Source organism: Shewanella xiamenensis, from assembly GCF_024971755.1.
Classification (GTDB): domain Bacteria; phylum Pseudomonadota; class Gammaproteobacteria; order Enterobacterales; family Shewanellaceae; genus Shewanella; species Shewanella xiamenensis.
The window spans coordinates 1,000,708-1,020,543 of sequence record NZ_CP079718.1 but is presented as its reverse complement, the minus strand read 5'-3'; the positions used below and the strand labels follow the sequence as shown (position 1 = coordinate 1,020,543).

Sequence of the window (19,836 nt, the reverse complement as noted above, 5' to 3'; positions counted from 1 at the left end):
ATTATATAGCAAGTCATAGAATAGCAATTCCTTTTTACATCATGCCTTTAGATCCTCCCGGATGGCGGTATCGCTTTATCAAACAGCCGGAGAATCTGCGCGGTTTCAGTATTCGAGGGCAGCTCCCCTCCTTGTGACGGGACCTTATCAACACTAGCCATCTGCATGCCCTTCTGCCGCACATGGAAGGCGATTTGCTGCCAGCGGCGTAACCATTGAGCTTCTTTTCTCTTGTAGGCTTCTAGTTCCGCTTTGAGGCGATCCACCTCTACCTGAAGCTCTTCCGCCTCTTTCGTTGCCTGCGCTTTGGTTTTCACTAAGCCACCCGACAATGCTTGTTTGGCATTGTCATAAGCGGCTTTAATTTCAGATTTGGCTTGGAGTGACTGACGACTAAAGCCAAAACGTTCTTCTAGAACAGCCCAGGTGAGTTTTGCTCCAAGCTCGCCAAGTGCCCAGCGATCCAAATCAGCTACGATTGTATTGATGTCACTATCGGACATGCGCCTGAAGCGCTTAACCATGCTCTACCTCGTTTAAATATTGTTCGGGATCAAATTGCTCCACCCCGTTATCAGCCAGTTGCACAGCCAGCGTTTTGAGTTTTTTATCGTTATGAGCTATCCAATCAGCGCTCTTTTTGGGCTTGTTACTACTTAACTGTTTCTCAGCATTTTTTCGGGCCAATGCGGTAAGGGCATATTGGCGCTTCTGCTCGTCCAGCCTACCCTTATCATCCTTGACCCACACGTAGTCTTTACAATCTGCCGAACATTGTAAATGGCGCTCGCAGGGTGTTTGAGAAAAGTTGTGGACGCAGATACCTGTCCCGACATCATGCACAGCCTGAATGCGTGCTTTAAGAATGGCATCCTGTACTTCTACCGGAACTACTTTGAGTTGCTCAGCCAATAGACCACCGACCAAGCCTTTTTTGATATCTTCGCGGAGCATCAGTGCACGTTTTTCGCGGGATGTATGCTGATAGGCTTTGGTGTCCCTGGGATTGGTTCGCCCAAACCATTCAGTTTGCAGAAGATCACTTAACCCACCTTCATCAAGTAAAGTATTGAGCGTGTGGCGGAAGTGGTGACTGGTAAAATCTACCTCGATACTATTGGAAGCGTATTCAGCAGCAAGAGCAGGAAAATAACGGAGAAATGTGGTGAACATAGACTGGCTACAGCTTGTAGCTAACCAGTGAGCATAGCTTCCAGTTGAAAGTCCCAATGAGCGAATAAATAAAAGATCTTTCAGATAGTATTCTTTACCAAATTGATCAATATGGAATGCTCGTAGTAGTTTTTCAGAAAAGTCTCTAAAACAATACGCTTTGACAGCGTCCTTATTTGTGTAGCAAATAGGGTTATTAGGCTTTTTCCCTTGTTTGGTCACTCGCTCATGGTCCTGCCAAACAAGACCAATCTTTCGAATCCATCCAGTAGAACAAATGGTATTGCTGCTTATCCCCATTTTTAACAGGTCATCAATGTATAACTTTCTTTTCTCTGGAATTTTATTCAAAAAACGAATATCGGGGCCGCGAGAACGATGCATTTCCTCTGCGGTAATTCTCACCGAATCTGTTGCCACGCGTACCTCATCAAGTACATCTTTAACTATTGTTACGACCTCTGACGGCAAGTAGAGTTTTCTTTTAGGTGTAAATAGATCACCGAGACTAGCCTTTCGAGGGAAATATTCTATGAAGGCTTTTTGGTCTTCGTCTAACGTAACTTCTTGAAGCGGAAGTAATGAAATCTCACTAAAGCGGCGGCCAGTACAAGCAAGCAGAGTCAATATCAGGACATACAATCTGTATTTATGTTCTTTTGGAACCGTCAAATAGAGCTCACCGATAACCCGAAACACGGTAGGATCAACAAACTTCTCGGATTTGGTCTCCAGAACGTCAGGATCATCCAGCCTTTTATGATTCAGGCCTCCAGTATTCACTGGGCGCACCATCTTCGAATATTTGTATTGTAACATCACCCTGCACAAACCATTAGCATCACAGTGTGCAGCGAACTCTGCAACATGCTTGTGAAGGTTGTAGGCAGTGGTGTCACTGTAGTGTTTTGAAATTAATCCACACGCATCGTCTAGCGCTTCTGGCGTGAGTTTGGCCAGTTCCTGCCCCAGTTGGTTAGCTGCAAATGAGATATACCCAACAGCGGTAATGAAGTTACGCTGATTGGGTGTTGATTGATGTTTTCTGTGGAATCGAAGAATCAGTAATGCCTTGGCAACCTCCTCCCAGTCATGACGTAGAGGTTCTGAGCCAAGTTTAGGGGGAAGCGTAAAAGCAAACGACGCAGTTTTAGCGTTTTTACCCGTAAGCTTGACTAGGCGGCCAGCATTCACTTGCCACACAGGATTACCCCAAAAAACCGACTCAAACCCTTCTAGCTTCATTAGCTTAGCTTTATCGACCAAAGCCTGGGTATTTGCCTTTCTATCGCGCTCAAGACGATCAATGAAGGGGATAACCTTGGCCTTCCGATTGGAGCGACCATCAGACATTCTGGCCCCCTTCTTCACAAAGCTGAGCTACCTGTGCGACCGCAGCGATTACCTCATCAAGCTGTATACCCAATCGCGCATTCTCGTATTTTTTTAAACGCTCTTCACGGCCTGCCAGCAAACATTCCAAGACATGCTCATGAGCAGCATGACGATAAGGCTGAAATTTAGGGCACAAATAACATGAATAAGGAGGATCAAGGTGGCAGACACTAGACTCCCCACACACACCAATATCAGACTGATCATCCGGATTTTCCTCATCGACAAACGTCAGGTACTTGTCATCTCGCTCACCATTGATAGCGTCTTCATTACTATCAATAAGCTTACCTTTGAAGAAATTGAGGTACTTCGAGAATCCTTTTGCCATAGACTTATCGAGATGCTCAACAACTGCTCCCGCAACATCAAAATATACCCCTACATGCTGGGTATCCGTATGATCTAATATCCTGGCTAGCTCACGCCTGCTGATACCCTCTGTCGCCAGGCCTGTTGCCAAGGTGTATCGTAACCTCCTTGGTGTGACATACATTAATTCACCAGTAAGAGGGGAAATTATGTTATGACGTTTTGTAAAGGCTGTAATTAAACGAGATATATCCGCGCTTGTCATATTGAAAATATTCTCTGAATCTAGAGAAAGCATGGCAACGCGGTTACCGTTTGTTTTTATTAGAAGAGGTCGATTCTCTGGGGTAGAGAAGTCTGTACCTTTAAAGCTAAGAAGCACGAAGTTATTTTGCTCGACAAGATTTTCTAGAATTCTTCCGAAATGGGGATCTAAATATTCATCCATCAGGTCATCGCGAGGATTAACAAACCTCTTCTTAATACGCGGCATCCGAATTATATAACAAGGGTCTTCGTTCGATGGATCAAGCTTAACGAGATCCCCCTCCCTCAGATATGTCAGGTTTGCGGGGTTTCGGCCGAAAGCTAATGACAAAGCCATCACAGCCTTTTGCTGGAGATGCTCAAACTCTAGGCTCTTGTCCTCTTTTAGCGCAGCAATCAAAAGAGGGAGCTCTAGGGATTTATGTAATGGCCCCATATCGGGGGCGGACATCCTAACGGCCTCACCCTTTGGACCTCCAGGTATAACCATTGCTTCAAGTTCAGCGGCATACGCATCTGAAAATGTACTATCTGAAATGTTGTCAGCACACCAAATATACCACCGAATTGGCATATACATTGTCCAAAGCTTGTGCCGAGAGCGTTGAATATTGATAGAGTTTTCAAATAAATCAATAAGATGCTCTTTAGCACTTTCCGGTTGATTATCTTTCCGCCAATCCCTAAGAACTAGCCTCCATACATCACGAAAAACTTTGTATCCAGCGGATGTTGAAGTACGTCTAACTTGGTCAGACACATAGTGCTTCAACGCATTTCTCAGCTGTAAATTTGAGACTTTGCCAAAATCGAGTGTTGAGTGTTCACGAATCACTATGGGGAGCAACCATTTATCGCCTGATATATCAATTGTTTTCCCCTCTCGAGTAACCAGGATCTGCATCTCAGACCAAGGCTGTTCTACAGCTTGTGTTTTCGATAATTTCGCGTTCACTTTGACTACCTCTCGGACATCATATCTGCCTGATACCGCCTCAATGACTTAACCGCTTGCTCCTCCACTTCTTGGGCAATATAAATGTCTTGTGAATCTAAACTACTATCGCCACGCAGAAAGGCCAGCGCTTCTCGTCTGCGCTGCTCATCCATTCCTGAAGCTCTAAGAACCCTCTCAAGCCGGGATGAGAATGTGTGTCTAAGAGACTTGGCCGTTAAGTTTTCAGGAAGACGGTCAGCATATTGTGTTCGCAATAACTGAAAAAACTGTGTAATTGAGGATTGTGACAAGGGCGCCCCCTCATCACTCAAGATTAAATAGTCTGACTCATGGTTACTTTTGCTTTCAAGCACGTCACGCCAGGTAACAATGTACTCATTTAATGCAAAAGCAAACTGCCGACTCTCAATCGGAATAAGTCTACCATTACGCTTGATTTGAGGCCTCGGCCGCCTCACATCCATTGAGTCTGCTGGTCTACGCTCAATCTTTATCGCCGAAATCGCACCAACTTGAACATCTTCTACCCTAAGGCTAAGCAGTTCACCTGGCCTTAGACCACAAAATAACATTAACCCTACAGACACATAGTTTCTAAACTTTACAGCAGGATCTCGTCCAAATCCTTGCTTAGCATCGGGATGCAACACGGCAAGCAGGAAGTCAACCTCTACCTCATTTAGCCCCTTACGAAGGCTTTTCTTCATTGGTGTGGCAGACATAAAGCTGCCTTCCAACATTTTTAGAAAGAATGACTTTCGCTCTCTCAAACGTTCATAGTCTAGGGAAGACAAAGGCAACTGGCTTATCAATACGTCCATACACCAACTGATAAATTGTCTAATAGTCGTTAACCGTTGATTAAAGGTATTAGGCGCTACTAAATTTATACGTCCATTGGCCTGATCAATTCTTAACGCTTCGACCAAGCCACCTTTTAATTCTGCTTCGTTGAATGAATTCTGAGCCAGCAATTTCGCAGATAGGTCATAATTCGATTTATCCAGCCAGCGATAGAGCACTGATAGCTCTCTCAAATTCCGAACCAATGTATTTGTACTGAGGGAGCGTCTGGCAAGAATAAACTCATTAGGTAAGACAACTGGCATACCAGAATCATCCAGCATCATTGGTATCTGTTCGCCCGTTTCGTGTGTGACTAACTCTATTTTCATTGCACCACCCTTGTTGACAAAATAAGAGTAGCTACAAACTTTTATCTTCACAACTTTTAAAGTTATACGATTTTATAAAAACACAAAGTCACATAAAACGAAAAAGCCCTTCAAATGTTTACACACTTAAAGGGCTTAATTTTTCATTTTTATTCTGTAAAACCAATTAGTTAATTAGACTAATTTAAGAATTAGTTTAACAGTAATTACTTTATGTCATTCAAAACGGGATATCGTCGTCCCAACCATCATCCAAATCTGGGGTGAAGTTTTGTTGTGGTTGTGGCGCTGGACGTTGTGCAGGTGCAGCTGGGGCTTGATACGCTGGTGCAGCAGGCTTAGGCGCATAACCACCTTGCTGTGGCTGAGCATGTTGCTGCGCATGGGATTGCTGCTGGCCATAGCTTTGTTGAGCTGGCTGCTGATTGTAGCCAGATTGAGGTTGTGGCGCTGGTGCTTGGTAAGCCGGAGCCGCTTGCGGTGCTGGCGCGTATTGATTTTGCGCAGGAGCAGCTTGTTGTGGGGCTGATTGGTAACCGCCGTTTTGTGGCATACCACCCATTGGGGCACCTTGGCCTTGACCTTGACTTTGGCCTTGATTGCGGCCGCCTAACATTTGCATGCTACCGCTTTGGTCGATAACCACTTCAGTACTGTAACGATCTTGACCGCTTTGATCTTTCCACTTACGCGTTTGCAATTTACCTTCGAGGTAAACCTGTGAACCTTTACGCAGGTACTCACCCGTAATTTCAGCCAACTTGCCAAACAGAACCACACGGTGCCATTCAGTACGTTCTTGCTGTTGACCTTGTTGGTCTTTCCACGATTCGCTGGTCGCAACGGTGATGTTTGCGACTGCGTTACCGTTTGGCATATAACGCACTTCTGGATCTTGTCCCAAATTGCCAACCAAAATTACCTTGTTAACACCACGACTGGCCATTGAAATCTCCTGCGATTCTTTAAATAATCTGTTAATTCAGTATGTTGTTTATAATTGTTGCCGCAAGGGAAAATCCGCATCCCTAAGTATTCGCGGCAATAACACATATTATTGAGCAGAGCCTAACACAGCTCGGGCTTCTCTTAAATCGAAATGCTCGTCAACTTTGAGATAAGCGACTTTCTCGTCTAGCACCACAATCGCTTCAACCACACCCATTAATTGTGATAGTTGCGCCGCCATATCACGGGCTTGGGTTTTGTCTTTAACGGCAGCCTCTAAGGTGTAACTCTTAAGCAGTACAGGATTTTCCATCCCTAAGGTGAGCAATAACCAAATGCCCATTAACACCAACGCGACAATAAACACGCCCACGGCACCGACTAATTGGTACGCACCGCCACCGAGCATACCGCCACAAAAGGCCCCGAAGAATTGGCTGGTCGAATAAACACCCATCGCCGAGCCTTTTTCACCCACTGGGCAGAATTTCGCAATCAAACTCGGCAGCGACGCCTCAAGGTAGTTAAAGCCAGTAAAAAACAGCAGCACGGCCACGCTCAATACCCAGAGGTTGTTCGAAAAAATCGCCATGGCGGCAAGGGCAAACATCATGATCACTAAAGCAATTTGGAACATCGCCTTAGTATTCTTGCGCTTCACTCCGATGATGATTAACGGCACCATCAAGAAGAATGCGCCCACAAACGCAGGGAAATACAGCATCCAATGTTTTTCTTTCACCAGACCCGCATCGACTAAGTCGAGTGGCAAGGCGACAAACACGGCGGTTAACACTAAGTGCAGAATAAAGATCCCCGCATCGAGCCTAAACAGCTGCGGATCGGTCAACATGCGCTTAAGCTTCGCGGGCGCCGCTAAGGTATCGCCCTTAGGTGCGTGGGAAATGGGATTGGGCACCAATAACTGCACAATCAACATGCCTAACACCGCAAGCCCAGCAGTTAAAAAGAATAACCCTGATAAGCCTAAATGCTGCGCCACAATCGGGCCAACCAGTAACGACAGTGCAAACGAGCCACCGATACACATACCAATAATCGCCATAACCTTGGTACGTTGCTCATCCCGAGTTAAGTCGGCCGCAAGCGCCAGCACAGCGGCGGCAATCGCGCCCATTCCTTGTACAGCACGGCCAAACACCACGCCATAGATAGTCTCAGCATTGGCGGCAATTAAACTGCCGATGGCAAACACCACTAAGCCTGCAAGAATGACAGGTTTACGGCCATATTTGTCTGATAAAATCCCCATAGGGATCTGTAAAATGGCCTGAGTTAAGCCATAAGCACCGATGGCAATGCCCACCCAAAGGGGTGAAAAACCTTCTAAATGCCGACCATAAAGTGCAAAGACGGGCATGATCATAAACAAGCCCATCATGCGTAAACCAAATACACTGGCTAAAGAAAACGCGACTCTTGTCTCGGTTCCTGAAAGTCCGTTGTTACCCATGATTTTGCCTTGGATTGAAGTCTTTTAGGGGGCGCATGTTAGCACACCACAAAGCATTTGCTCAAAAGGAAAAACCGTCCTAAGCACTCGTAGTTAACGGGTTGTCCAGCCCCATCGCGACGCCGTTTAAAAGGCACAGTTACGGCCTTAGGTCTTTATTTTAAAGGCTTATCTAAAAGTCGATTCGCTACAAATAGTTAACTTGATACTTACAGAGATAAGCTTAGGCTTGCCCTCATACTCGGATTAATCTTAGTTAATTCGCTAGGTTCATCACGATTATATCGACCACGGCCAAGCATTGGCTTACCGCCAACCCAGAATAGAGATCACAGAATCGACTAAACTCAGCCGCCGAACTGTGCGATACTTAGGCTCATTTTTTTAAGCATAAGACTTGAGCGATAGATGGATAAGATTGAAATACGCGGCGCACGGACCCACAATCTCAAAAATATCAACCTGACTATCCCAAGGGATAAGTTAATCGTTATCACAGGGTTATCGGGATCAGGCAAATCTTCCCTAGCATTTGATACTTTATATGCCGAAGGCCAACGACGTTACGTTGAGTCTCTTTCTGCCTATGCCCGCCAATTCTTAAGCTTGATGGAAAAGCCCGATGTCGACCATATCGAAGGCTTAAGCCCGGCGATTTCCATCGAACAAAAATCAACCTCCCATAACCCACGTTCGACTGTGGGTACAATCACCGAAATTTACGACTATCTACGTCTGCTGTTTGCCCGCGTGGGCGAACCGCGCTGCCCGACTCATGGCCAACCGCTGGCGGCGCAAACCGTGAGCCAGATGGTGGATAAAGTGCTCGAAATGCCCGAGGATAGCCGCTTAATGCTGCTGGCGCCCGTGGTCAACGGCCGTAAGGGTGAGCACGTTAAATTACTCGAAGGCTTATCGGCACAGGGCTATATCCGCGCCCGTATCGACGGTGAAGTCTGCGACTTAACCGATCCGCCAACCCTCGATTTACACGTTAAACACACCATCGAAGTGGTGGTCGATCGCTTTAAAGTCCGCAGCGATATCCAGCAGCGTCTCGCCGAATCCTTTGAAACCGCGCTCGAGCTCTCCGGCGGAATAGCCGTGGTCGCCAGTATGGATGAAGGCACTACTGAAGAATTAATCTTCTCGGCAAATTTTGCCTGTCCGCACTGCGGTTATTCGATGGCCGAACTTGAGCCTCGGATTTTCTCCTTTAACAATCCGGCAGGCGCTTGCCCAACCTGTGATGGTTTAGGGGTACAACAATTTTTCGACCCAGACAGAGTGATCACTAATCCTGAGTTATCCCTTGCGGGCGGCGCGATTCGTGGCTGGGATAGACGTAACTTTTATTACTTCCAGATGCTAAGTTCGCTCGCCGACCACTATAAGTTCGATGTCGAAGTTCCCTTCGAACAGCTGTCGGATAAGGTGAGAAAAATCGTCCTCTACGGCTCAGGCAAAGACAGTATCGCCTTCAAATACATCAACGACCGTGGCGATGTGGTGGTGCGTAATCACCCCTTCGAAGGCATCTTAAATAATATGGACCGGCGCTACCGCGAGACCGAAAGCAACGCGGTGCGCGAAGAATTAGCCAAGTTTATCAACACTCAAGCCTGCCAAAGCTGTGGCGGCTCGCGCCTGCGTGAAGAAGCCCGTAACGTGTTTATTGGCGATCTTAACCTGCCGAAACTGACCGTTTGGTCGATAGGTGAAGCCCTCGAATACTTCGACAAACTCGAATTCAGCGGCCAAAAGGCACAGATCGCCGAGAAGGTACTGAAGGAAGTGCGCGATCGCTTAGGCTTCCTCGTTAACGTCGGCCTCAACTATTTAAGCCTGTCGCGTTCGGCCGAAACTCTTTCAGGCGGTGAAGCGCAGCGTATTCGCCTCGCCAGCCAAATCGGCGCAGGGCTCGTCGGTGTGATGTATGTGCTCGACGAGCCATCTATCGGCTTGCACCAGCGGGATAACGAGCGTCTACTGCAAACCCTGATCCACCTGCGGGATTTAGGCAACACAGTGATTGTGGTAGAGCACGATGAAGATGCTATTCGCATGGCGGATCATATTATCGATATCGGCCCAGGCGCTGGCGTCCATGGTGGTGAAGTGATTTGCGACGGTCCGATTGAGAAAATTATCGCCTGCGACGAGTCCGTCACTGGGCAGTACATTTCGGGTAAGCGCAATATTCATATCAGCACTCCACGTACACCGTTCGACCCGAAACAAGTGATTGAGCTTTACGGCGCCCGCGGCAATAACCTGCGTAATGTGGATTTAACTATCCCTGTGGGATTATTCACCTGTGTGACTGGAGTATCGGGCTCAGGTAAATCGACGCTGATTAACGATACCTTCTTTAGAATTGCCCACAAACAACTCAACGGCGCCACCGTCGATGAGCCCGCGCCTTACGATCGCATTGTCGGCATGGAGCAATGCGATAAAGTGGTCGATATCGACCAAAGCCCGATTGGCCGCACTCCGCGATCAAACCCCGCCACTTATACTGGCATCTTTACCCCAATTCGGGAGATTTTTGCCGGAACGCAGGAATCCCGTACCCGTGGTTATCAGGTCGGGCGTTTCTCCTTTAACGTCAAAGGTGGCCGCTGCGAGGCCTGCCAAGGCGATGGCTTAATTAAAGTCGAAATGCACTTCCTGCCCGATGTGTATGTGCCCTGCGATGCCTGTAAGGGCAAACGTTATAACCGCGAAACCTTAGAAGTGCGCTATAAAGGCAAGAATATCCACGAAGTGCTGCAAATGACGGTGGAAGATGCCCGCGAATTTTTCGATGCCGTGCCTGCTATTGCCCGCAAACTGCAAACCCTAATGGATGTGGGTTTGTCTTACGTGCGGTTAGGTCAAAGCGCGACGACGCTATCTGGCGGTGAGGCCCAAAGGGTAAAACTGGCCAAGGAACTCTCCAAACGCGATACCGGTAAGACCTTGTATATATTGGATGAACCAACCACAGGCCTGCACTTTGCCGATATCCAATTGCTGCTGGATGTACTGCATCGACTCAAATCCCACGGCAACACGATTGTGGTGATTGAGCATAATCTGGATGTGATTAAAACCGCAGACTGGATTATCGACTTAGGCCCTGAAGGCGGCGGTGGCGGCGGTACAATCCTCGCCACAGGCACACCAGAAGAAGTAGCCTTGCATCCTACCTCACACACGGCACGCTTCTTAAAGCCGCTGCTGGAGCGGGATGCACAACTAGCAACGCAGTCATAATCAGGTAAGGCTTCAACCTCAACGACGCCTTGGGAGAACACTCCCAAGGCGCACTCCATCGAGGAGGATATTTTGTTAGAACATCGCCCCAACTTAACCAGCTTAAGTCGCGTTAATCTCATGCTCATTACCTGTTTAGGACTAATGCTATTCGCACTTGCTATCGCGGCTATCGATCCGATTATCGGTCAACCCACTCGTTTACAAGTTACTGTCTTAGATAGCACCGCAGAAAATAGCCTACTGGCATTACCCGATGGCCGAGTCACCACGCTTGCCCAAGGTGGACTCACCAAAAATACTCAGGTCACCCTGTGCTCGCGCACACATTTGGTCTCAGGCTTAGAGCACTTTAATTTAAGCCCGCACCAAGAGGCGGCGCTCTCCCCCGAGATCCAGGTATTAGATTAAATCCACATTAGGGCCCATGCACTCTAGCTAAATCCCTGTTAGGCTTAGGATTGATCGTTCCTATTGCCAACCTTAAGGATAATCATGGGCAATTTGGCACACGCACTCACTGCAATCATCCGCTCTTGGTCTCCATGCATTGGCTTCTTGCACTTTTTTACCCTTAGCCTATGTATGGGACTCATGGCCTGCACTAGCCAACCTGCCGAATATACTTGCTCACCAGAGGCGATTCGATTGAATTGGGCTGCCCCCGCAGATCTTAAGCAAACAGTAGCAACACTCAGCTCAGCAGAATTAATGGGGCGTAAAACCCAAACAGAAGGCGCAGCCAAGGCGCGCGACTATTTAAATCACCAGTTTCACCAACTAGGCCTTAAACCTTGGGGAACAACCTTCGAGGTTCCCTTCGAATATTCGACCCTATTTAGCCAAGAGGTGGGAAGCAATCTGGTCGCCTTAGCGCCAGCGCGACAACCTACGGATAAATGGCGTATTGTAGTCGCCCACTATGATCATCTCGGCGTGAGTGGCGGCAAGGTTTACCACGGTGCCGATGACAATGCCTCCGGCGTTGCCGCATTACTCGCCATCGCCAACCACTGGCAAGCGCAGCAACGCGCTGCACCCGACTCACTCCCCAACATTAACTTAATGTTTGTCGCGACCGATGCCGAAGAACCTGGACTGTTTGGCAGCACGGCCTTAGTGGAGCAACTCAAGCAGCGAATGCCTGAAGCGCAATTTGAACTGATGCTCAATCTGGATATGATTGGCCACCCAAGTCGCCCTTACGCGATTTACCTTGAGGGCAGCCGCAACTTTTATCAATTTCCTCAATTTAGGCCAATGTTGAATGAATCTAACGGCCTGTGTATCAAACTCAGTCACCCTAAGCCTGTGGGGAGAAGTATCCAGAGCACTAATTGGCTAAGAGCATCGGATCATTATCCCTTTCATCAGGCTAAAATCCCTTGGCTATATTTTGGTGTGCCCACCCATCCGCAATATCATACGCCGGAGGATACCTACGAGACCTTGGACTATGTTTTTCTCGCCGCGGTAGCGGAATCGGCTTTTGAATTAATTAAACTCGATGGCAACATTTTGAAAAATTAGCCGAAGTGGCGCGTTTCTTGCTCAGTTTTTGCGAAAAAACCTTCCCAAACGGTGGATTTATCCTTATCCGGATTGGTAAAGCGGCTTATATGCTGCTATAATCCGTCGTTCGCGGGAAATCGACACGGGGTTGATTTTCTGTCTGTGAAACTTAAGCGCCAATCCGCGCGCATCCACAAGGCTACAACTCAATGTCATCCGATGAAAGAACTTTCCGTGAACTCGGCCTATCCGAGAATTTGTTGCGTGCTCTTGACGAGCTAGGTTATGAAAAACCAACGCCAATCCAATCAGCCAGTATTGATCCACTTATGGCTGGCAAAGATATTTTAGGTCAAGCGCAAACTGGTACAGGTAAAACTGGCGCCTTCGCGCTGCCGCTGCTGAATAAAGTCACCAGCCAAACCACACCACAAATTTTAGTATTAGCACCAACGCGTGAACTTGCAGTTCAAGTTGCTGAAGCGTTCAGTAGCTATGCCAAATTTATTAAGAATTTCCATGTACTGCCGATCTACGGTGGTCAAAGCATGCAACAACAGTTGAATGCCCTCAAACGTGGTCCACAAGTTATCGTGGGTACGCCTGGTCGTGTAATGGACCATATGCGTCGTGGCACATTAAAACTCGATTCATTAAAAGCACTCGTGCTCGATGAAGCCGACGAAATGCTAAAAATGGGCTTCATCGATGATATCGAATGGATCCTTGAGCACACGCCAAGCGAGCGCCAATTGGCACTATTCTCGGCCACAATGCCAGAGCAAATTAAACGTGTTGCTAACCAGCATTTACGTAGCCCTGTACATGTGCGTATCGAGTCTAGCCAAACGACAGTTGAGTCAATCGAACAACGTTTCGTACAGGTATCACAGCACAATAAATTAGAAGCGTTAGTACGCGTGTTAGAAGTTGAAAATACTGAAGGTATCATCATCTTCGTTCGTACTCGTAACTCATGCGTTGAATTAGCTGAAAAACTTGAAGCCCGTGGCTATGCCTCATCACCTTTACATGGTGATATGAACCAACAAGCCCGTGAGCGTGCAGTTGAACAACTCAAAAACGGCAAGCTAGACATTCTGATCGCGACTGACGTTGCGGCCCGTGGTCTAGACGTTGAGCGTATTGGCCACGTAGTAAACTACGATATTCCATACGATACAGAAGCTTACGTTCACCGTATCGGTCGTACTGGCCGCGCTGGTCGTAATGGTATGGCAATTCTGTTCGTCACTAGCCGTGAAATGCGTATGCTGCGCACTATCGAGCGTGCGACTAACAGCCGTATTTCGCCAATGAAAGTACCAAGCCCAGAAACCGTTGCAGAACGTCGCCTGTCACGCTTGGGTGAGCAGCTCGCTCAAACCATGAACAACGATCTCGAATTTATGCGTGAAGCCGTTGCTCAGTTATGCCAGCAACTTGAAGTAGATACCGATCTGCTCGCAGCGGCCCTACTGCACCAAGTTCAGCAGGAACGTCCACTGCAATTGCCTGCGATTCAAGAGCGTGTTCGTGATGAACGCAGTGAGCGTAGCGAACGTGGTTCAGACCGCGGTGCTGACCGTGGCGAACGCCGTAGCCGTGAATCTCGTCCAATGCCAGCAAGCTTAGGCAGCGCTGAAGCGTTAAAAGACAATCCAGACCTGAAAATGTGCCGTTATGTGATCGACGTAGGTCGTGAAAATGGCGTAGGTGTAGGCAATATCGTTGGCGCTATCGCAAACGAAGCCAATATCGACAGCCGTTATATCGGTGCAATCCAACTTTATGATTCAGTGACAACTGTTGACCTGCCAGACGGCATGCCAAAAGATGTACTGCAACACCTGAAGAAAGTGCGTGTGTGTGGTAAGCCATTGAATATCCGTGAAGCTGGCGACCAAGTCTTTGTTGACTCTGGCCGTGGTGCCCGTAGCGACCGTCGTCCACGTAGCGACCGCCCAGCGGGTGATCGCAAGCCACGTGCAGCGTCTGGTGACAAGCCGTTTGCAGACCGCAAACCACGTTCAGACAAGCCAGCAGGCGAACGTAGACCACGTAAACCACGCGAAGAGTAATCCGCAAACCTAAACCCTTAGGTCAAGCGCATTAAAACAACGCATTAAAAAGGAGCCTCGGCTCCTTTTTTGTTATCCAATATTTTCCAAATTAACTCATACTTGGCCCAAATTAACTTGCACTTAAGCCAGCATGTCTATTAGTGTCGCCTTAGTCTTTGGCAACACAATTAGTGTATTTCGATGAAAAAAGCTCTTAGCGCAGGTCTGTTATCCGCCTTTGTCGCCCCCGGCAGCGGCCATTTTTACCTAAAACATAAACGCACTGCACTGGTATTTTTTAGCTTAGCGGTCGTGAGCCTTGTGCTGCTACTCATGCAAATCTATCAAGTGGCGCAAGTGATCGCCTTAGATATTCAAAACGGCACCTTACCGCTTGATATCGGGGTGATTTCTGCCGAAATCACCCAACAAACCCAGACCACAATTGCCAATGCCAATGAACTGCTCTATGGCTTTTTACTCTGCTGGTTAGTGGCATTACTCGACAGTATTCGGCTTGGGCTTAAGCAAGACAAACAAGATAAGCTGGACACACAAAGCAACCGCTAAATATCTTCTGACTCTGAGCGAGGCCGTAGCGATAAAAGCGACGTTGATATTGACCGAACATTTTTAATCAATTGAAATATTGGATATTAGCTTTTAACGGCTGCGGTAATAACACCATAAACAGTCAAGATGGATGACGATATGTTAGACAATGAAGAACGTGAATTTATTCTAAACAAAGTATCGCAACCCGTGATTACCATTGCCCGCGAAGTCAATTTTGCTGCGCGCTATGCCTCCATGTTGGCACGCTTTCCTAAGCTCCCTGGCGATTTTAATCCTAAGGTGCCGTCGGAGCGTCAACAGGCGCTGGTTGCCCAGTTCCCATATCCGATTCGTTTTTATACAAGCGAGGGGGGATATTACAAGCTAAATGCGAAAAAGTTCGCCTACCCACATATGAGGCTTATGATGGAGATGCAGCAGTGGGTAGTGTTTAACTTTGACCTATGGCGTGAAGATAAGCGCATCGGTGGTGGCTCCTATCAACAGATTGCCGTGGCGGAGCGGTTAGCACGAGGTGAAGAGATTGACTGGGATAACGACTGGCGTACACAAAACCAGCCATGGTGCTATAACGAAGATCAATTACAGACGGTGCTAACAGAAAGTTTTGCCCTATTTGATGACCTTTGTAAGCAATTACCTAAATAGTCACTTGAATTAATTGAGATATAGGCGGCTAAACAGGTTAACCGCCAGGGCATAAATTATTTAGGCCATGCCTTAATCAAGCTGTGGTAGCAAGAGACCAGTAAATCCGCCGCTTGGGCATAGTCGGGCACCTCTTCTGGGCAATAGAGGGCGCAGCGACTACCGGCGTTTTGCGCGGTTTGCAGATCGAATAGATAATCCCCCACATACAAGATATCCGCCGGACTCAACTGCCATTGCTCGCAAATCAAGTGGATCCCCTGCGGGTGAGGCTTTGGCTCGGCATCGTAACGGGTCAGCACTAAGGGGATATCAATACCGAGTTTTTCAATGGTGATTTTGGCCGCCTCGGGCATATTGCGGGTCAAAATCGCCAGCGGCAGTTGTCTTGCCTTTAAAAACGTAATCAACGCCTGCGCGCCTTCAATCCAGCTCGCTTGGCGCGAGCTGGCAAGCTCGTAGTCATGGACAATTTCCAGCGCCTGCATCTTGGCCATTGCGGTCTCAAGACTATGTATATGCTCGAGAATATCGGTACCCGATCCAATACCTAATGCCGCTCTTAAGCCTTTAAAGTCAGGGTTTGAATGGGCAAGCGTACCGTCGAGATCGAAGATAACCCCGCGGATCTGTTCTAATTCAATATCGGTCAGGCGTGTGATCACTCGGGTACCTATTCAGCTGCCAGTTAAATGGGTTGTAAACGTCTCGCGCGGCGCTGGCGATACAGGGGCAGCAACTGCACCACCATCACTGACACAATAATCACACCTATGCCAAAGAGCGATAAAGCATCTAACTCATCGGCCTTAAACACGTCAGGCCACCAACCGATACTCACCACTAACGCCGTGGCACTAAAGCTAAATACTGGCGTTAACGCCAACATGGCGCTCACCTGTGCCGTCGGCCAATACTTCATTGATTGCCCAAAACAGCCGTAGGCAATCAAGGTATTGGCGGCGCAAAACAGCGCCACTTGCCAGTCAAAGCTATCCATTTGCGCAAATTGGCTAAAGTCGCTAAAGGGCGCCATCGCAAAAATACCTAAGGCATAGATAACTAAGAGTACGTTGGCGGGGGACAAACGGTTCAACAGTGACTTTTGCAGCAGTGCGTATGTGGTCCATGACAATGCCGAAAACTGCACTATCATCACCCCAAGCCAGATCTCATGATTATCGGTGGCGGAAAAATCTAAAAAGGGATGGAAAAACATTAACATCCCTAAGGCTAAAGCGGCAAAACAACTGAGCTGCACCGCATTAAGCCGTTCCTTAAAAAACAGCACGCCACCAAAGGCGAGGAAAAAGGGCGAGGTTTGGAAGTTAAGCTGCGCCGCGCCCGGGGCTAAATAGTCGAGGGAATAGACGAATGACACATAGTTAAGCATTAAAAACAGTCCGGCGAGGATAAGTCTGAGCCAAACTTTGGCATCTAGCGCCGCAAACTGTTTCAAACTCCCGGCACTCCACTGCACCAAAATACTGACCAAGAGCGCCACCAAAAACCGAAACCAAGTCAACGTCACCGGGTCGATAAAACTCCCCGATAGCTTAAGTGCTATAGGTAAAATCCCCCAAAACAGCACGGCAACAGAAATAAACAATAACCCCAATTGAGCATGGTTATTTGCCAAGGATCCAGAGTGGCTTTGATTCACGGAAAAGTCCCAGTAGTACAGCAGAAAGGAACGCCATTCTGGCACCGCACCGCGCTAAGATCTAGCCTAAAAAGCGATTAACTTATCCGCCTGTTTGGATAGTTAAGCTGACACTCAATCAATCTTGCTCAGCGATAAATACTCAGCATTTGAAGATAAGTTTTATCAAGCCTTTACCGACACAAAAAGGTATATTGAGCGCAATTTCTCTTTTGGCCCAGATTGGATTTATAGAGTCAATTGATATCTTATGTGCACATTTATTGCGGCATAAGCCACTCTATATAAGTCTTTAAAAATAAGTCAGTTAGGATAAAAAATGTCACCAATAGACACGAAAGCACAGCTTGAGTCCATTAACACCGCAGCACAAGAACTCGCGCAGCGCCGCGCTAAAGGTGAAGCGGGCGACCTGTTGCAAGAAGCGTTAAGGCCCAAGGATTTCTCCCACGCCTTTGCCATTCAACAAGCGATTGCCCAGCAATTTAGCGCCCAAGGCAACCCGATTGCGGGTTGGAAGTGTCTACTCCCAACGGCAGAGAAAACCGTAGTGGCGCCCATCTATCAACATGATGTGTATCTGCAAACCGCCGAGTGCCCGCTTTATCCTTCAAGCAAAGGGCTAGCCCGTGTCGAACCTGAGCTCGCCTTTGAAATCGGCAACGATTTACCGCCACGTGCCACGCCCTATTCTGAGGCAGAAATCGACGCCGCCCTAGGTAAAACCCGCCTCGCCTTAGAACTTATCAAAAGTCGCTACCAAAACCCAAGCGAAGCCAATCACTTCGACGCCCTCGCCGATGGCTTAGTCAATCAAGGTCTATGGTTAGGGCCAGAACTACTTGCACCAGCCAAGATAGAAACAGGCCATTTCGCCCTGAGTGTTGAAATTGCTCATAACGAGCAGCAACAGAGCGAAACACTGCAAAAAGCCGCTGTTCATCCAAATGGTTTCCCTAAGGCTGGGCTTTATTGGTTAGTTAACTTTTTATCCGCCCAAGGGATTGGCTTAACCCGAGGACAATATGTGATTACTGGCTCCTATGCGGGGGTATTAGATTTGCCACTCAATCAAACCTGCCAATTCCACTACGGCGAGCTAGGCCAATTTGATTTGCAGTTTGTGACTAAATAAGTCACTGCCTAAAGGGTGCCAAACCCATAGGCAAAGTAAGAAGGTAGGCAAAGGCTTACCTTCTTAGCGTTCCCCTAGCGACCAACTGCCGAAAACAAACTTGTATCAAGAGTGAAACATTTGTACTATCCGAAGACACTAAACATAAGGATATACAAGATGTTAGACGGAAAAATATTACCCTTAGCCAGTCTATTTGCTTTAGCCTTAAGTACTTCGTTACCTTTAACCGCCTCGGAAAACAGCTTTTCCCAAGCCTACAGTGACTACCAAGCCGCACTCAAACAAGGTGATAACGACCAAATAGAAGCCAGTGCCAAAAGGGCCTTCGAATTGGGCGAAGCTCAATATGCCAAGGACAGTGTCGACTTAGCGAACCTCGCCATGAACTGGGCTGGTGCAATAGAGAAGCAAGTCGCCCCTTACCCATTTGAAGAAAAGAATTTGCCAAAAACAGCTAAGGCGAATGAGTTATATCAACTCGCATTAAGCAATTATAAAAAGCATTACGGCGAGCATGCAGCTGAGCTTATCGACCCACTACTCGGCACAGCGGAAACCTCACCTAAGCTGACTGTGGCGAAAGGACTTTTTGAAGATGCTATTGAAATTGCTGAAAAAAATGCAAATAAAAAGCTGTTGGCGAATATAAAAATGGCAGCCTTTGCTCGCCTCAGCAACACAGAATTGTACACTGCTAAGGTAAGAGACTATGCCTTCGAGGCCTATGAAACTTACAAAGAAATCCTACCCGAAAATGCCCTCGACAGAGTCAAAGCCACCTATGTCGTCGGCGCTGTTGAATATGCCGAAAAGCATGATGACAAGGCGATTCCGTTGCTTTTAGAAGTGGTTAAGCAGTTTGACGCCCTTAACTTTAGCCATCCCTATGCCTTAAGCGCCCACGCTTATTTAGTCGAACTGTATGAGCGCCAAGGAAAGCGTGACGAGTCCACCGCCCACTGTATCGCCATCGGCAAAATGCGACCTTGGGCCGACACACAGGAACAGCAACCGCTATTTCGCACGGTGCCCAAATACCCTAAGTCCTACCTCATGCAACGTAAAAGTGGCTATGTGACCCTTAACTTCACAGTTGATGAGATGGGATTTGTGAAAAATCCTGAAGTGCTCGAATCCAAAGGCGGTGTACTATTTGAAAAATCCACACTGAAAATGATCGAAGAATGGCGCTATGCGCCTAAGTTTGAACATGGCAAGCCCGTGCCAGCACAAACGACTGTGCGTATAGACTATTTCACCGATAAGTCTTAAT

Annotated in this window: 16 protein-coding genes; 8 read left to right on the top strand and 8 right to left on the bottom strand. The window is 47.6% G+C overall.

Features of this window, described 5'->3' with window-relative positions; translation table 11 throughout:
* Positions 1 to 47: 47 nt before the first annotated feature.
* From KXJ80_RS05565 to KXJ80_RS05540, 6 genes are all read right to left on the bottom strand, one after another.
* Entirely contained in the window at positions 48 to 524 is a 477-nt protein-coding gene (locus tag KXJ80_RS05565; protein ID WP_103848870.1) for a protein kinase, read from the bottom strand.
* Entirely contained in the window at positions 517 to 2,526 is a 2,010-nt protein-coding gene (locus KXJ80_RS05560; protein WP_259474564.1) for a hypothetical protein, read from the bottom strand. The genes KXJ80_RS05565 and KXJ80_RS05560 overlap by 8 nt, the downstream gene beginning before the upstream one ends.
* Positions 2,519 to 4,102, bottom strand: coding sequence for a site-specific integrase (locus tag KXJ80_RS05555; protein WP_259474563.1), 1,584 nt, complete (start codon positions 4,100 to 4,102; stop codon positions 2,519 to 2,521). Before KXJ80_RS05555 ends, KXJ80_RS05560 begins: the two co-directional genes overlap by 8 nt.
* A gap of 5 nt (positions 4,103 to 4,107) precedes the next feature.
* A complete protein-coding gene (locus KXJ80_RS05550; RefSeq protein ID WP_053034696.1) occupies positions 4,108 to 5,280 on the bottom strand; it encodes a tyrosine-type recombinase/integrase in 1,173 nt (390 codons plus the stop codon).
* A 220-nt stretch (positions 5,281 to 5,500) separates the two neighbouring features.
* Positions 5,501 to 6,226, bottom strand: coding sequence for a single-stranded DNA-binding protein (gene ssb / locus KXJ80_RS05545; protein ID WP_259474562.1), 726 nt, complete (start codon positions 6,224 to 6,226; stop codon positions 5,501 to 5,503).
* A gap of 108 nt (positions 6,227 to 6,334) precedes the next feature.
* The gene (locus tag KXJ80_RS05540; RefSeq protein ID WP_037422579.1) at positions 6,335 to 7,702 is read right to left on the bottom strand and encodes an MFS transporter; all 1,368 of its coding nucleotides are present in this window, start codon (positions 7,700 to 7,702) and stop codon (positions 6,335 to 6,337) included.
* 408 nt (positions 7,703 to 8,110) lie between these two features.
* Between KXJ80_RS05540 and uvrA the strand changes: the two genes are divergently transcribed.
* The 6 genes from uvrA (at position 8,111) to KXJ80_RS05510 (ending at position 15,762) form a co-directional block, all read left to right on the top strand.
* Positions 8,111 to 10,963, top strand: a complete 2,853-nt coding sequence (gene uvrA / locus KXJ80_RS05535) for an excinuclease ABC subunit UvrA (RefSeq protein ID WP_240292954.1) — start codon at positions 8,111 to 8,113, stop codon at positions 10,961 to 10,963.
* Between the two features lie 72 nt (positions 10,964 to 11,035).
* The gene (locus KXJ80_RS05530) at positions 11,036 to 11,374 is read left to right on the top strand and encodes a hypothetical protein (RefSeq protein ID WP_211164541.1); all 339 of its coding nucleotides are present in this window, start codon (positions 11,036 to 11,038) and stop codon (positions 11,372 to 11,374) included.
* Between the two features lie 84 nt (positions 11,375 to 11,458).
* Positions 11,459 to 12,493 (top strand): M28 family peptidase, encoded by a 1,035-nt coding sequence (locus tag KXJ80_RS05525; protein ID WP_259474561.1) that lies wholly within the window; start codon positions 11,459 to 11,461, stop codon positions 12,491 to 12,493.
* 191 nt (positions 12,494 to 12,684) lie between these two features.
* The gene (locus KXJ80_RS05520) at positions 12,685 to 14,556 is read left to right on the top strand and encodes a DEAD/DEAH box helicase (RefSeq protein ID WP_088586653.1); all 1,872 of its coding nucleotides are present in this window, start codon (positions 12,685 to 12,687) and stop codon (positions 14,554 to 14,556) included.
* Between the two features lie 183 nt (positions 14,557 to 14,739).
* Entirely contained in the window at positions 14,740 to 15,108 is a 369-nt protein-coding gene (locus tag KXJ80_RS05515; protein ID WP_259474560.1) for a hypothetical protein, read from the top strand.
* Positions 15,109 to 15,249: 141 nt separating this feature from the next.
* Positions 15,250 to 15,762 (top strand): hypothetical protein, encoded by a 513-nt coding sequence (locus KXJ80_RS05510; protein ID WP_259474559.1) that lies wholly within the window; start codon positions 15,250 to 15,252, stop codon positions 15,760 to 15,762.
* A 56-nt stretch (positions 15,763 to 15,818) separates the two neighbouring features.
* On the opposite strand, the gene KXJ80_RS05505 is transcribed toward KXJ80_RS05510, so the two are convergent.
* Both KXJ80_RS05505 and KXJ80_RS05500 read right to left on the bottom strand, forming a co-directional pair.
* The gene (locus tag KXJ80_RS05505; protein WP_259474558.1) at positions 15,819 to 16,427 is read right to left on the bottom strand and encodes an HAD family hydrolase; all 609 of its coding nucleotides are present in this window, start codon (positions 16,425 to 16,427) and stop codon (positions 15,819 to 15,821) included.
* A gap of 23 nt (positions 16,428 to 16,450) precedes the next feature.
* A complete protein-coding gene (locus tag KXJ80_RS05500) occupies positions 16,451 to 17,425 on the bottom strand; it encodes a DMT family transporter (RefSeq protein WP_069454236.1) in 975 nt (324 codons plus the stop codon).
* Positions 17,426 to 17,744: 319 nt separating this feature from the next.
* Here KXJ80_RS05500 and KXJ80_RS05495 point away from each other — a divergent pair, with 319 nt between their 5' ends.
* A complete protein-coding gene (locus KXJ80_RS05495; protein WP_259474557.1) occupies positions 17,745 to 18,560 on the top strand; it encodes a hydratase in 816 nt (271 codons plus the stop codon).
* A gap of 159 nt (positions 18,561 to 18,719) precedes the next feature.
* The gene (locus KXJ80_RS05490) at positions 18,720 to 19,835 is read left to right on the top strand and encodes an energy transducer TonB (RefSeq protein WP_259474556.1); all 1,116 of its coding nucleotides are present in this window, start codon (positions 18,720 to 18,722) and stop codon (positions 19,833 to 19,835) included.
* The last annotated feature ends 1 nt before the right edge of the window (position 19,836 follow it).

What these genes read in the sequence shown, in the direction of transcription:
- KXJ80_RS05525 (WP_259474561.1), top strand. Translation starts at nt 11,459, where the DNA reads ATGGGCAATTTGGCACACGCACTCACTGCAATCATCCGCTCTTGGTCT.
- ssb (WP_259474562.1), bottom strand. Translation starts at nt 6,226, where the DNA reads ATGGCCAGTCGTGGTGTTAACAAGGTAATTTTGGTTGGCAATTTGGGA.
- KXJ80_RS05495 (WP_259474557.1), top strand. Translation starts at nt 17,745, where the DNA reads ATGTCACCAATAGACACGAAAGCACAGCTTGAGTCCATTAACACCGCA.
- KXJ80_RS05550 (WP_053034696.1), bottom strand. Translation starts at nt 5,280, where the DNA reads ATGAAAATAGAGTTAGTCACACACGAAACGGGCGAACAGATACCAATG.
- KXJ80_RS05510 (WP_259474559.1), top strand. Translation starts at nt 15,250, where the DNA reads ATGTTAGACAATGAAGAACGTGAATTTATTCTAAACAAAGTATCGCAA.
- KXJ80_RS05490 (WP_259474556.1), top strand. Translation starts at nt 18,720, where the DNA reads ATGTTAGACGGAAAAATATTACCCTTAGCCAGTCTATTTGCTTTAGCC.
- KXJ80_RS05515 (WP_259474560.1), top strand. Translation starts at nt 14,740, where the DNA reads ATGAAAAAAGCTCTTAGCGCAGGTCTGTTATCCGCCTTTGTCGCCCCC.
- KXJ80_RS05540 (WP_037422579.1), bottom strand. Translation starts at nt 7,702, where the DNA reads ATGGGTAACAACGGACTTTCAGGAACCGAGACAAGAGTCGCGTTTTCT.
- uvrA (WP_240292954.1), top strand. Translation starts at nt 8,111, where the DNA reads ATGGATAAGATTGAAATACGCGGCGCACGGACCCACAATCTCAAAAAT.
- KXJ80_RS05520 (WP_088586653.1), top strand. Translation starts at nt 12,685, where the DNA reads ATGTCATCCGATGAAAGAACTTTCCGTGAACTCGGCCTATCCGAGAAT.
- KXJ80_RS05565 (WP_103848870.1), bottom strand. Translation starts at nt 524, where the DNA reads ATGGTTAAGCGCTTCAGGCGCATGTCCGATAGTGACATCAATACAATC.
- KXJ80_RS05560 (WP_259474564.1), bottom strand. Translation starts at nt 2,526, where the DNA reads ATGTCTGATGGTCGCTCCAATCGGAAGGCCAAGGTTATCCCCTTCATT.